13 protein-coding genes are annotated in these 13,287 nt (G+C 46.2%); all 13 read left to right on the top strand.

The features are described 5' to 3' along the window. Positions 1 to 35: 35 nt before the first annotated feature. The gene (locus MBEAL2_RS08180) at positions 36 to 782 is read left to right on the top strand and encodes a glucosamine-6-phosphate deaminase (RefSeq protein ID WP_047151814.1); all 747 of its coding nucleotides are present in this window, start codon (positions 36 to 38) and stop codon (positions 780 to 782) included. Positions 783 to 799: 17 nt separating this feature from the next. Continuing rightward, a complete protein-coding gene (locus tag MBEAL2_RS08185; RefSeq protein ID WP_047151815.1) occupies positions 800 to 1,960 on the top strand; it encodes an N-acetylglucosamine-6-phosphate deacetylase in 1,161 nt (386 codons plus the stop codon). Positions 1,961 to 2,108: 148 nt separating this feature from the next. Then, positions 2,109 to 2,858: an SDR family NAD(P)-dependent oxidoreductase gene (locus tag MBEAL2_RS08190; protein WP_047151816.1), complete on the top strand. Its 750-nt coding sequence runs from the start codon at positions 2,109 to 2,111 to the stop codon at positions 2,856 to 2,858. A 15-nt stretch (positions 2,859 to 2,873) separates the two neighbouring features. Further along, positions 2,874 to 4,154 carry a M20/M25/M40 family metallo-hydrolase gene (locus tag MBEAL2_RS29075; protein WP_052947579.1) on the top strand — a complete coding sequence of 427 codons (1,281 nt, stop codon included), beginning with the start codon at positions 2,874 to 2,876 and terminating at the stop codon, positions 4,152 to 4,154. A gap of 45 nt (positions 4,155 to 4,199) precedes the next feature. Then, the gene (locus MBEAL2_RS08200) at positions 4,200 to 4,574 is read left to right on the top strand and encodes a RidA family protein (protein WP_047151817.1); all 375 of its coding nucleotides are present in this window, start codon (positions 4,200 to 4,202) and stop codon (positions 4,572 to 4,574) included. A gap of 33 nt (positions 4,575 to 4,607) precedes the next feature. Next, positions 4,608 to 5,543, top strand: coding sequence for a carbohydrate ABC transporter permease (locus MBEAL2_RS08205; RefSeq protein ID WP_047151818.1), 936 nt, complete (start codon positions 4,608 to 4,610; stop codon positions 5,541 to 5,543). Beyond that, complete coding sequence (locus MBEAL2_RS08210; RefSeq protein WP_047151819.1) at positions 5,544 to 6,377, top strand: carbohydrate ABC transporter permease; 834 nt, start codon at positions 5,544 to 5,546, stop codon at positions 6,375 to 6,377. It begins immediately after the preceding gene. 19 nt (positions 6,378 to 6,396) lie between these two features. Continuing rightward, complete coding sequence (locus tag MBEAL2_RS08215; protein WP_052947580.1) at positions 6,397 to 7,488, top strand: alanine racemase; 1,092 nt, start codon at positions 6,397 to 6,399, stop codon at positions 7,486 to 7,488. A 240-nt stretch (positions 7,489 to 7,728) separates the two neighbouring features. Continuing rightward, positions 7,729 to 8,535 (top strand): DUF4432 family protein, encoded by an 807-nt coding sequence (locus tag MBEAL2_RS08220; RefSeq protein WP_052947581.1) that lies wholly within the window; start codon positions 7,729 to 7,731, stop codon positions 8,533 to 8,535. 34 nt (positions 8,536 to 8,569) lie between these two features. Next, positions 8,570 to 9,907, top strand: coding sequence for a neutral/alkaline non-lysosomal ceramidase N-terminal domain-containing protein (locus tag MBEAL2_RS08225; RefSeq protein WP_047151820.1), 1,338 nt, complete (start codon positions 8,570 to 8,572; stop codon positions 9,905 to 9,907). A gap of 70 nt (positions 9,908 to 9,977) precedes the next feature. Further along, a complete protein-coding gene (locus MBEAL2_RS08230; RefSeq protein ID WP_052947582.1) occupies positions 9,978 to 11,282 on the top strand; it encodes an extracellular solute-binding protein in 1,305 nt (434 codons plus the stop codon). A gap of 72 nt (positions 11,283 to 11,354) precedes the next feature. After that, the gene (locus MBEAL2_RS08235; RefSeq protein WP_047151821.1) at positions 11,355 to 12,011 is read left to right on the top strand and encodes an RraA family protein; all 657 of its coding nucleotides are present in this window, start codon (positions 11,355 to 11,357) and stop codon (positions 12,009 to 12,011) included. Between the two features lie 39 nt (positions 12,012 to 12,050). Further along, entirely contained in the window at positions 12,051 to 13,280 is a 1,230-nt protein-coding gene (locus MBEAL2_RS08240; protein ID WP_047151822.1) for an ROK family transcriptional regulator, read from the top strand. The last annotated feature ends 7 nt before the right edge of the window (positions 13,281 to 13,287 follow it).

The raw sequence follows: 13,287 nt of genomic DNA on the forward strand, positions 1-13,287 counted from the left end.
GTATTGATTCCAGAAATACGAAGAGGAGGAAGAATATGAATGTAGAAATCTTGCCTAATGCTAAGGAATTGGGAAAAGCGGCGGCGGTGTTTTGTTCACGTCTTCTCAAACAAGTAATGGAAGAAAAGGGTTCTGCACGAATTGTCTTATCTACCGGGGCCTCCCAGTTTGATACACTGGATGCACTGACTCAGACGGATGTCGATTGGACCAGGGTAGAAATGTTCCATCTTGATGAATATATTGGCTTAGAGGAAAAGCATCCGGCCAGTTTTCGTAAATATCTAAAGGAACGGTTTGTAGAACGTGTCCCCTTAAAGAAGGGTCATTTTGTAAACGGAGAAAGAAATGTTCAAGAGCATATCGAGACATTGACGAGGGAAATCCGCAGGGAACCCATCGATCTTGCTTTGATTGGCATCGGGGAGAATGCTCATATTGCGTTCAACGATCCACCGGCCAATTTCGACACGAAAGATGCATTTATCGTAGTGGATTTGGCTGAACGATGCAAAAAGCAGCAGGTTGGTGAGGGCTGGTTTGCCTCCCTGGAGGAAGTTCCGAAGAAAGCTATCTCCATGACCGTTCATCAAATTATGCAGAGTCGCGTCATTGTTTCCTGTGTCCCCTACCAGGTCAAGGCGGACGCCATTCGGGCTTTATTTCAGCACGAGACTACCAATCAGGTTCCCGCCACGATTTTAAAAACCCACCCGGAATTCCATTTATTTCTTGATGAAGAATCCGCCTCGAAAATCGATCGCAAGTTAATCCGGGAATAAAGGAGTTTTTGATGTGTATGGAATGGATTGCTAAACACTGGCTTTCCGGGAAAACGGTAAAGGTAACCGTTAAGGATGGAAAAGTAGCTTCACTTATCGAAATCAATCAAGAGACGAACCAGTGGATTGCTCCAGGCTTGATTGATGTTCAAGTAAATGGGATAGGCGGTTTTGATTTAAATGGAGAGGATCTAACGACACAGACCATCCGACGTGTAGTGTCCGTCCTTCACCAGGGAGGGGTCACGCGTTTTTGTCCAACGGTCGTAACGGGACCTGGAGAGCGGATGCTGCATTGTATCCGTACGATCGCACAGACATGTGAAGAAGATCCTTTAGTAAATCATGCGGTCCTCGGGATTCATGTGGAAGGTCCCTTTATCTCATCGGAAGATGGCCCGCGTGGGGCCCATTGTAAAGAATGGGTGCGAGACCCGGACTGGGAAGAGTTTCTTCATTGGCATCAGGTCGCCGGAGGACGCATTCGTAAAGTCACGCTTGCTCCGGAGAGACCCGGGGCTTTGGCCTTTATCAAGAAACTGAGGAAGATGGGTGTCATTGCGGCTATCGGACATACGGCTGCGGAAGAATCATGTATTATCCAGGCGGTGGAAGCAGGCGCGTCCATGAGTACGCATCTGGGAAATGGAGCGCATCCTTATATTAAGAGACATCCGAATTACATCTGGGCACAGCTTGCGGAGGATCGGCTCTGGGCAGGTTTCATTGCAGATGGGCATCACCTCCCCACTTCTACGTTGAAAGTGATGATTCGAGCCAAGGGCAGCAAGGCTATTTTAACGAGCGATGCGGTAAACCTTGCGGGATTGGCTCCAGGCGAGTATGTTACTGCGCTCCATCCGCATGTCATTTTAGAGCCGAATGGATTGCTGCATCTCGCAGAAAGTCCGGATATTCTTGCAGGATCGGCCACTCCGCTGTATAAGGGAATTGAAAATGTTGTGAAGTGGGGACTCTGCTCAATCGGTGAGGCCATTCAGATGGCCACGTTGCATCCAGCACAATTATTCAGGCTTGCAGGTCAGGAAACCGGGCTATTAGAGGTTGGATCATTCGCAGATTTTTTTCTATTTACCTGGGCGGATAACCAAACACTGCTTGTGAGAGAGACTGTTTCTCTGGGGACTTCTGTTTTTCATTATGCGGACTTAGGTTAAGAAGAAAAAAGGGGGCTGACGAAGGTACAGCCCAATCATAACGCAACATAAATATTCTAAATATTTTGTTGACTTTGAATTAACAGAACATTAGAATCTAGTTAGAAAGTTAAATTTACAAACTAACTTGTAACCCGGAGGTTATGCTATGAGACTACAAGGGAAGTCGGCGATTGTCACGGGGGCCGGTCGAGGAATCGGAAAAGCGATCGCAAAAAAATTTCTGCAAGAAGGCGCAGTGATAGTGATTTGTGATTTAGAAGGGAAACGGTTGGAAAAAGCACGAGAAGAGCTCGAGCCATTTGGTAAAGTACATAGTATTCAGGCAGATGTGACAAAGAGAGAGGAAGTAGAAAAGCTGGTTGCACTTGCAAACCAGCAGTTTGGAAGGATTGATATCCTTGCGAACAATGCGGGAATTTCCCGCTTTGAATCGTTCCTTGAAATTACAGATAAAAATTGGCAGGATACGCTAGATGTTAATTTGACCGGTGTGTTTCTTTGCTCCCAGATTGTAGCTCAAGAGATGAAAAAACAGGAATCTGGCGCCATTGTGAATATGGGATCCACAAACGGCATTCTTGGCGAACCTGGTTTAGCTCACTACAATGCGACAAAGGCAGGGGTCATCCTGTTATCGAAATCGATGGCCATTGAATTAGCTCCGTACAACATTCGTGTAAACTCTGTTTGTCCGGGATTTATTCTCACCGAATTGGCATTGGAGGGTGGGATGTCGGAGGAAACGGTCCGCAGCTATACCGCCAAAATTCCCTTGAATCGATACGGGAAGGTGGAGGAAGTGGCTAATGCGTTTGCGTTCCTCGCCTCGGATGAAGCCTCCTTCATTACGGGAACGGAGCTTGTTGTGGATGGAGGGCAGATTTGCCAGGAATAAGAGGGGGGAGTCCAGATGTATCTCAATATTAGTCGTTGGGTGGATGAGCACCGACAGGATATCCTGGGTTTAAACAAATCACTGGTTTCCATTCCAAGTGAAAACCGCTACCCTAACGGGGATGAAAAAACCGTTCAAGAGTTCGTGTTTCAGTTTCTAAGCCAGCTTGGATGCGAGATGGATATGTTTCTTCCAACGGATGTCCCGGGATTGACCAGCCACGCTGCCTACCTGGGTGAGAGAAATTACGAGAATCGGCCGAACGTGGTCGCAAGAAAAAGGGGAAACGGACAGGGAAGGTCCCTCCTTTTCTCCGGACATATGGATACCGTCCCCAAAGGTGACGATCCGTGGACTGTCCATCCCTATGCAGGTGTAGTGAAGGATGGAAAACAGTATGGATTAGGTATTTTTGATATGAAAGGCGGAATGGCTGCAGCTATGATGGCCTTGCGGCTCATCGAGGAGCTGAATATTTCCCTTAAAGGAGATGTTCTCATCGAAACGGTTGTCGATGAGGAATACGGAGGAGCCAATGGAACATTGGCCTGCCGTCTTCGCGGTTATGAAGCAGACCTGGCTATCGTTCCAGAACCGTCGAATCTGGCTATTTGTCCGGAAAACCAGGGCGGCAGTATGTTTCGTATCACATTTAAAGGACACCCTGGACGTGCTTTTAGCGGAGAAACGCTGGTAAATCCCGTTTTTGCAGCCGCAAGGTTTTTGGATATCTTTCACCAGTTTGAAAGCTATCATGGGCAGAAACGATCAACATCCAAATGGTTTGCCTCTGTTCCTTTTCTTCCTGCTTATGTTCAGGGCGTTAAGGCCGGTCCAGTCCATTTGCCACTGTCTGATCGTGTCCCAAGCCACTGCACAATGGATGTTTGGATCCAGTGTTATCCGGAAACAACGGAAGAGGAACTGCACCGTGACTTTGTAAGTTTTTATGAGGAAAGGGCACAGAAGGATGACATACTTCGCCATATTGCTCCAACAATAGAAAAGCTCATTCGTTTTCTTCCGGGAACAGGGATACCCGACAATCACAGTTCGCTTGAAGTGCTTTCCGACGTTGCTGCCAGAGTCTATCCGGAGGGCCTGCCGGTAAAGGGTGCCCCGTTTGCCTGTGATTCCTTCATGTTTAATCTGTACAGCCATACGCCAGCCATCATTTGGGGACCTAAAGGCGGAAATGCCCACGCGCCAGACGAGTATATCGAGATTGAAGATTTCTTCAATCTGGTTAAAATGTATGCTCTTACGATTGTAGAATGGTGCGGAGTTGTCGAGTAACGAAGTAAGTTGCAAAAAGCTAATGAAAATGAGGAGGACATAAACATGAAAAAAGAGCTGAAAACAAAGCTGGCTCCTGTTCCGGCAGGACCGTATTCCCAGGGCATCCAGGTCGGTAATACGATCTATACGGCAGGGCAGGGGCCCATCGATGCGGAAACAGGACAAGTCGCAGGGGAGACCATTGAGGAGCAGACGGCTAAAACACTTGAAAATATTAAACATATTCTCGAACAGGCTGGTGCTGCGATGGATGATGTGGTAAAGACCACCGTTCATTTAAGTGATTTAGCAGACTTTCATGCCTTTAATGAAGTTTACAAGCAGTATTTTAATGAGCCTTATCCCGTACGTACAACAGTTGGAAGTCAGTTGATGGGGATTAAAGTAGAAATCGACGTCGTTGCTATTCGAAAATAATTTATCACAAGTCGAAAACAACGAGGAGGGCCAATGAATACTGAAAAAGTACAGGTAGTACCGATTAAAACCCGTGCCAAAATTCGAAGCAAACGGAAGATAAGCGGAAACATTACGCCCTACCTCTGGATACTGCCAAGCATTATTTTAATCATCGTCGTTGCCATCTTTCCGGTTTATGAACTGTTCTCAACCTCCGTTTCCAAAATCAGTCTTGCAGGGGTGAAAAAGGGATTTATTGGTCTGAAGAATTTTTCTAACGTGTGGAGTGATCCTACCTTTCTTTTATCCCTTAAAAACACGTTAATCTGGACGGTCAGTGTCGTCGGTATTAGTACAGTTCTCTCACTTGGAATTGCATCCATATTAAACTGTGAGTTTCCTGGCCGCCGGCTGGTTCGATCAGCGTTGATTATTCCCTGGGCCGTATCCCTGATTATCACGTCGGTAATTTGGAAGTGGATACTGGATTATAACTACGGTGTTTTAAATTTAATTTTAACGAAGCTGCATATCATTGATAAAAATATTTATTGGTTGGCGGATCCGACCACGTCCTTTCCGCTCATGACTGGAGTTGGAATTTTTGTCACCATCCCGTTTACCAGTTTCGTCATTTTATCAGGGCTTCAAGCAATCCCGAGTGATTTATATCAATCGGCAAGCGTTGATGGAGCCAATGGATGGGGGAAGTTCTATCACATTACCCTGCCGCTTTTAAAACAACCATTAACGATTAGTACAGTATTAAATACCATCTATGTATTTAATTCCTTCCCTATTATTTGGTCTATGACAAAAGGAGACCCGGTTAATCAAACGGATACCATTATTACGTACCTTTATAAACTGGCCTTCATTTCGCATAAAATGGGCAGTGCAGCTGCTGTCTCTGTGATTAGTTTCCTTTTGCTCCTCTTATTTTCTATTCTTTATGTGTCCATCGCATTAAGGGGGGAACAAGAATAAATGCAGAAATCATTAAGAATCCAGCGTGTGGTAATTATGGTGGTTGCCTATCTTCTCTTTCTTATCCTTATGTTCCCGTATGTCATCATGCTTATTACCTCGTTAAAAAGCAAATCAGAAATCTACTCCATCCCGCCGACACTGCTTCCTCATCAATGGACCTTTACGAATTTTATCGACATCTGGCATAAAGTTCCGTTAACCGACTATATCCTAAACACCATAATTATCTCAGGCGGAGCTACGTTGCTAACGCTAATCTGCGCCATTCCGGCAGCCTATGTCATGGCCCGGATGCAGTTCGCCGGAAAGAAATTGTACATGTATCTCATCATGGTCACCCAAATGTTCTCGCCCATTGTGCTGCTGGTTGGTCTTTTCCGCGAGATTCACTGGTTTGGCCTAATGGATTCTGTATGGGGGCTTGTTTTAACGAATGCTGCCTTTAACCAGGCCTTTGCCGTTTGGATTCTCAGCGGGTATTTCTCTACCATTCCTTATGAATTAGAGCAAGCCGCCTGGCTGGATGGCTGCACCAGGTGGCAGGCTTTGCGCAGGATTACCATTCCGCTGGCGATTCCGGGGATTATTACAACCGTCATTTTTGTTTTTATTGCTGCATGGAATGAGTTTGCTGTAGCCTTAACATTCATTTCCACAGAACAGACGAAACCATTAACAGTCGGGATTTATGCTTTCTTTGGAATGTATGATGTGCAATGGCAGTATGTATTCGCAACGTCCCTCGTTGCTATCATTCCGGTCGTTATTCTTTTCCTCTGTATCGAAAAATACCTCATTAGCGGACTGACCGCTGGAGGAGTCAAGCACTAACCGAAAGGAGAGAATCCTATTGACCCCATCGATTGATACGCCAGCCCTGGTTGTAGATCTAGATATTATGGAGAGAAATATTGAGCAGATGGCCAGACGATCCCGTGAAGCTGGTGTCCGGCTTCGTCCCCATATTAAAACGCATAAAAGCCCATACATTGCTTTAAAGCAGCTGGAAAAGGGAGCCTCAGGAATTACGGTGGCTAAACTGGGTGAAGCCGAAGTAATGCGAAAACATGGAATTAGAGATATCCTGATTGCTTATCCCATCATCGGGGAGCAAAAGCTAAAGCGGTTGGGAAAATTAGCGCTGGATACGGATGTCATTGTTTCCCTCGATAGCCTGGAGGTTGCTCGCGGCATATCACAGGCAGGTAAACAGATTGGCCGAAGCATCCCGCTCTATATCGATGTAAATTCAGGGTTAGACCGCTGCGGGAAGGAGCCAGGCCAGGAGACGCTAGAGCTGATAGAGTTGATTAACCAGCTGCCCTACATAAGGATTCTCGGGTTAATGACCCACGCCGGTCATTCCTATCAAGAGAAATCAAGAGAAGAGCAGATTCGAATCAGCCGCCAGGAAGGTGCCCTGCTTGTAGAAACAAAGAAAGTAGCGAAAGAAAAGCTCGGCATTGATATTCCTGAGATTAGCGTAGGCTCCACCCCAACCTCATTCTACGCCCATGAGGTGGAAGGAATTACGGAAATGAGGCCGGGTACTTATGTCTTCAATGATGCCACCATGGTCGCTTTAGGATTGGTGACGAAGGAGGAATGTGCCTTAACCATACGTGCTACGGTGGTTAGCCGGCCATCCAGCGATCGTGCAATTGTCGATGCAGGCTCCAAAACGCTTTCCTCTGATCGAAACACGTATACGGAAGGATACGGATTTTTGAAGTCATGCCCGGAGATTACAATCAGCAGGCTCTCTGAAGAACATGGAGTAATCGTGACACCACCCGATTTTGAAATCCAAATCGGGGACGAGGTAGATATTATTCCCAATCATGTGTGCCCTACTGTAAACCTGGCGGATGAGTTAATCGGCATCCGGAATGGGAGGATCGAAGGCATCATTGCTGTTGAAGCCAGAGGAAAAAACAAATGACCAGTCATGGAAGCGAACGAAATTACGGATGCCGCATTGACTCTTTTGGAACCTATAAAGGGATGCGCACGTTGATCCTGCAGAATCAAACGATACGGCTGTCGATTCTACTGGACAAAGGCTCGGACATCTTCGAATTATTATACAAGCCTAAAGATATCGATGTCCTCTGGAGGTCACCTATCGGGATTCGTCCTCCCCATTCACTGCCATCGATCCCCCCATCCGCAAGGCGTCTTCATGGATCATTATCACGGAGGGTGGCAGGAACTGTTTCCTTCCGGAAGCGGACCCGGTTTCTATCAAGGTGCCTACCTGGGTTACCACGGAGAAGTGGCATCTTGTGCCTGGGACTACCGCATCCTGGTCGACGAACCGGAAGTGATTGAAGTCTTATTGACGGTCAAAACGCTCAGGACTCCTTTTCTTCTTGAGAAAAAAATCCGCCTGGAGTCAGGTAAATCTATTATTTATCTGCAGGAGAAAATCACCAATTACGGTAAAAAAGGAATGCATTTTATGTGGGGTCACCATCCGAGCTTTGGGGCTCCGTTCCTTAGCGAAGAATGTACGCTGGCCCTTCCCCCTTGTAAAATTATTCCTTTACAAAAACCAGGTGATAACAGCCGCCTCTCGAAAGCTGAGGAATTTGACTGGCCCCTTGGAATCGATAGAGAGGGGAATCAGGTGGATCTTCGCCAAATCAGAGGCAGCGAAGCCGCATGTTCTGATATGTTATTTGCCACCTCTTATAAGGAAGGGTGGTATGCCTTAACGAATCATAGGATGGGTCTTGGAGTTGGCATGGTGTGGCCGGTGGAGGACTTTCCGCATCTGTGGATCTGGCAGGATTTTGGTGGGACTGCCGATTATCCCTGGTATGGAAATGCCTATACCATGGCAGTAGAACCATTTACCAGCCGAGTAGACAGAGGGGATGATGGATTGAATGAAGCCATTCGTAACGGAACAGCCGCATGGATAGGGGCCGGTGAAGAGACAGCGAAAGAACTGAAGGTGGTATCTACGAAACAACACGTGAAGTAAAAAAGATTGAACAATCAGGCGAGGTGGTGGAAAAATGAGGGCAGGATGTTATCGGGTTGATATCACACCGGAGATTGGCACCCCGCTTGGCGGGAATGTTCGTGATGATAATCGGTCAAGAGGGATTCACGACCCTTTGTATGCCAATTTTCTCTACCTCCATGATGGCAAGAATGGGATCTTATTTATTGGTCTCGACTTAATCGGAATTTATCGTTCTTTCACCCAGGAAATCAAAGCTGATATTTCTAAGGCTACAGGGATTTCGCCTCGGAATATTGTTATGTTTGCTACCCATACACACTCCGGTCCGGATGTGATGAAGGCATTTAAGGAGGAATACGATCGCCTCGTAGAAGAATTTATCGACACCCTGCACGAGAAGCTAGTCAATGGGGCCGTCAAGTGTATAGGGAACACGTGGGATGCGGCTTTTGCGGTGGGAAAGGGAACGGAGGATTCACTTAGCTTTAACCGGCGTATTTTTATGAAAGACGGTCAACTCCGGATGAACTGGGAAGGCCTAGATCCTGCAGAGATCGATCATACGGCCGGACCGATCGATCCGGATCTGTTTGTGCTATCCGTCCGCGACCAGAATCAGCGTATTCGCGCTTTGCTGGTGAATTTCACCCTCCATTCCGCGATTTTGGTAGGGAAGGATTGGCTGATTTCAAGGGATTATATTCACAGCTTAACAGACAACTTGCGAGCACAGTTCGGAGAGGACGTCATTGTCCTGTTTGCCAATGGAGCGGAAGGCAATATTAATCATATTAATTCACATGATCTAAACCAAATCCGTGGCTTTGAAGAAGCGGAGCGTATAGGAAATAAACTGTCAAACAAAATAACTGAAATTTTAAGTAAGTTAGAATACGCTAGTGAGGTTGTGCTAGGGGCGTTGTCTGAGACGATTGAACTTCCCAGAAGGATCATTACCATAGAGCAAGCACAAGTAGCGCTTAAGTTATTGGAAGAGGTGAATTGGCGGATTCCTTCACTTCTTGATGGGGTTCCTGAGGAGGCCTATGCCAGGGAAATCCTTGTGATGAGCAAAAACCAAGAAGAGACCTTATCGACAGAACTTCAAGTACTAGAGGTAGGAGAGACTGCTCTGGTGAGTCTTCCTGGAGAGTTTTTTGTGGAATTCGGTTTGGACTTGAAGAAACAATCCCCCTATTCCCCCACCATGATAATAGGAATGGCGAATGACTATATTGGTTATGTTCCCACAGAGCTTGCCTTTGAAGAAGGAGGATATGAAATTAAAATCGCCCGAACGAGCCAACTTTTGCCCTGTGCCGGGGAGATGGTAGTAAAAAAAGCAGGGGAGATGCTGGTCAAACTGAAAGGGGGTGGTTGTTCCTAAAGGGTGTTCAGCACGACGCTATCATGGGTTGATTGTTTCTTTTTTAAGACCTTTGAAGGGGGTAAACAGTATGAGAAAAGGATTACAAGGAAAATGGGTATCAATGGTTGTTACTCTTTTGTTCATTTTTTCTGCTTTCCTAACGGCTTGTTCGAGCAGTGAACCAGCAAAGGACTCAAGTGGTAGCGGCACCCAATCACAACCGGCAACGACAACTCCGGCTAGCGGCGGGGAGAAGAAAGAAATCACCTTTGTTGCTGCCCAATACAGCAATGCAACCGAGCCGTTCTTAAAAAAGGTAATCGACGATTTCCAAAAGGAAAATCCAGACATTAAAGTGAATTTACAAGTAGTTGGGTGGGATGTGCTTGAGCAAAAGGTCAACACAATGGTCAGCACGAACCAGACCCCTGATATTTTGAATTTAAACCACTATGCTGCCTTTGCGGGTGATGATTTGTTAATGCCATTAGATGAGGTCCTTCCCCCAGCGCTTAAGGCAAAATTCTATGAATCCTTCTACAAAGCCGGGGAACTGGACGGGAAATCCTATGGTCTGCCGCTGCTGGCCTCCATTCGCGGGCTTTACTATAATAAGGAGCTTTTTGAGAAGGCAGGAATTAAAGAACCGCCAAAAACATGGGCAGAACTTCGCCAAACAGCGAAGACCATCAAAGACAAAACAGGCGTTGACGGCTTTGGCGTACCGATGACGACATTTGAAGGGCAAGCTTATTTCTCCTATTTTACATGGGGGAACGGCGGGGACTGGAAGAAGGACGGTAAATGGGTACTTAATTCTCCGGAAAATGTGGAAGGGCTTCAATATCTCACGGATTTAGTAAGAAAAGATAAGGTGACCAATCCTGAACCAACAGCGATAAATCGTGATGAGTTACAGAAGGTATTTGGTGCAGGGAAGGTTGGAATGATGATTACAGCCAACTTCCTGCCTACCATTCTGAAAAAAGACGCACCAAACCTAAAGTACGGAGTTGCCCCAATTCCAATCCATGAGGGCAAACAACCCTTTAACCTGGGGGTTGAAGATTTCCTGATGGTCTTTAAAACAACGAAACATCCTGACGCTGTAGGGAAATTCCTGAATTTCCTATACGATGATAAGCGTTATGAGGAATTTATGAAAAATGAAGGAATGCTGCCTGCGACAAAATCTGTTGGAGACAGTATGTCGAAACAGGACCCACTGACTGCACAGTTTATTTCCCAGCTTCCGATTGCGAAGTTCTATCCGCTTACAGACCCTAAGTTTACTGAAATGCGCCTGGAAACGATTAAAGCCGTTCAGCAGTCACTCCTCGGCCAGAAATCTCCGAAGGACGCGTTAGATGAACTTCAGAAGAAAACAGAGTAAACCAGCAGCAGGGGAATGGATGGCTGATTCTTCTATCCATTCCCAACCTATAACCAAATGAGAGGTGCGAACATGTCGAATCCCTTTGATTTCACCTTGCTTGAAGATAAACTATATAGTGCAGTCGTCGCTGACATTTTAGATGAGATAGGCTATAGAGAACAGATCATGTCTCATGAGATTCGTCCAATTGATCCCTCGTGTAAATTTATGGGCCGGGCGCTAACGGTACTGGCAACGGATGTGTATGAAATTCCTGCTTTCCCCTACCAAAAGGAACTGGAGGCCATCGACCAGCTTAAGGAAGGCGACGTGTTAGTTGCGACAACGAATGGCTCCATAAGCAGCGGTTTTTGGGGGGAACTGTTGAGCACGGCCTCGATGGTTAAAGGAGCCAGAGGGGCTGTCATTGATGGCTTTACGAGGGATAGCATCCAGATTAAGAGGACAGGTTTTCCCGTTTTTTCACGGGGATACTGTCCATACGATTCGAAAGGTCGAACCGACGTTATTGATTACAATGTCCCGATTCGATGCGGAGGGGTATTCATTCATCCTGGAGATTTGATTTTCGGTGATCATGACGGGATTGCTGTTATTCCGCAGCAGATTGCTGAAGAAGTCATCATCAAAGCATTGGAGAAAGTAAAAGGTGAGAATCAAATGCGCAAAGCGCTTGAAGAAGGAATGAGCGTAGTCGAAGCATTTCAGAAATACGGAATCCTGTAATAAAGATAGAGAATGTACTTTGATAGGAGTGGATACAACTTGCTTCCGATCTCCAGAAAGATAGATGTAAAGCAATCGAATAAATTAAGTGTTTTGCAGTTCATTCGACACCGTGGGGAGACCACCCAGCCTGAAATCAGCAGGGAGCTCAGTGTCAGCCGCCCCACGGTTTCGACACTGGTTGATGAACTTATTTCGGAAGGATATATCAGGGTTACCGGTATCGGGACTTCAACCGATCAGGGGGGTAAACGACCCAAACTTATCGCATTCAATCCGCGGGGAGGCGGGATTATCGCTTTACACCTCACAGTCAATATGCTGTCAGGAGCCTTATTGGATTTATCAGCCAATCTTTTATTTGAGCAAAAAATACCGATGACTCCTCGGATTTCGCGAGATCATCTTCTCACCAGGATTTTGCAGATGACAGAACATCTCTTTCATAAGGCAGAGGAGTTTAAGATTTCAGTCCGTGGAATTGGGGTAGGATGCCCTGGATTGATTGAGACCAGTACAGGTACGATATTGACTGCGGCAAACTTTGAGGCCATCAACAATTTTCCTATCGGAGACAGCCTGGCGTCCCGATTCCAGACCCCGGTTTGGGTAGATAATGAATGCAGAAATTTAGGGCTGGCGGAAAAAATATTCGGGTTAGGACAGGATGTAAATACATTCGTCAGCCTGATGACTGATATTGGAATTGGCGCAGGAATTATTATTGATAATCAAATTTTACGAGGGAAAGATGATAGTTTCGGAGAGGTTGGACACGCGACGATCCAGATGGATGGACCTCTCTGCCAGTGCGGAAACCGGGGCTGCTGGGAGGTCTATGCTTCTTCGAATGCCCTCTTAACGAAGGTCGCACAAGAAATGCCGAAGACGATCGTATTGAAAAATATGATTATAGCGGAAGACGAACTCTCCATTCAGCGGATTATAGAAGCCATTGAAAAAGGAGACACCGTGGTAGAGCAAATGGCGATCGATGAGTTGGGCAAATACTTAGGAGTAGGGATTACGAATCTGGTTAATGCCATGAATCCCGAACTGATTGTCATTCATGGCGAGATGGTGAATTTAGGCCAACCATTACTCCAGCGGATCGAGCGTGAAATTCAACAGCGAGCGCTCCCTGTTCCTAAAGCAAGGGTGCGGATTAAATTTTCTGAGCTTGGAAGAGAAGCCAATATTATCGGCTCGGGTGCCCTTGTTTTACAAGAATTGTTTAATGACCCGGAGTACCTCTTTTCATATTCATAATGTGTTG

It is taken from the genome of Aneurinibacillus tyrosinisolvens (assembly GCF_001015055.1).
In the GTDB taxonomy this organism is placed as follows: domain Bacteria; phylum Bacillota; class Bacilli; order Aneurinibacillales; family Aneurinibacillaceae; genus Aneurinibacillus_A; species Aneurinibacillus_A tyrosinisolvens.

Coding starts and splice junctions, on each gene's coding strand:
- MBEAL2_RS08205 (WP_047151818.1), top strand. CDS start 4,608: ATGAATACTGAAAAAGTACAGGTAGTACCGATTAAAACCCGTGCCAAA.
- MBEAL2_RS08210 (WP_047151819.1), top strand. CDS start 5,544: ATGCAGAAATCATTAAGAATCCAGCGTGTGGTAATTATGGTGGTTGCC.
- MBEAL2_RS08225 (WP_047151820.1), top strand. CDS start 8,570: ATGAGGGCAGGATGTTATCGGGTTGATATCACACCGGAGATTGGCACC.
- MBEAL2_RS08185 (WP_047151815.1), top strand. CDS start 800: ATGGAATGGATTGCTAAACACTGGCTTTCCGGGAAAACGGTAAAGGTA.
- MBEAL2_RS29075 (WP_052947579.1), top strand. CDS start 2,874: ATGTATCTCAATATTAGTCGTTGGGTGGATGAGCACCGACAGGATATC.
- MBEAL2_RS08220 (WP_052947581.1), top strand. CDS start 7,729: ATGGATCATTATCACGGAGGGTGGCAGGAACTGTTTCCTTCCGGAAGC.
- MBEAL2_RS08235 (WP_047151821.1), top strand. CDS start 11,355: ATGTCGAATCCCTTTGATTTCACCTTGCTTGAAGATAAACTATATAGT.
- MBEAL2_RS08200 (WP_047151817.1), top strand. CDS start 4,200: ATGAAAAAAGAGCTGAAAACAAAGCTGGCTCCTGTTCCGGCAGGACCG.
- MBEAL2_RS08180 (WP_047151814.1), top strand. CDS start 36: ATGAATGTAGAAATCTTGCCTAATGCTAAGGAATTGGGAAAAGCGGCG.
- MBEAL2_RS08190 (WP_047151816.1), top strand. CDS start 2,109: ATGAGACTACAAGGGAAGTCGGCGATTGTCACGGGGGCCGGTCGAGGA.
- MBEAL2_RS08230 (WP_052947582.1), top strand. CDS start 9,978: ATGAGAAAAGGATTACAAGGAAAATGGGTATCAATGGTTGTTACTCTT.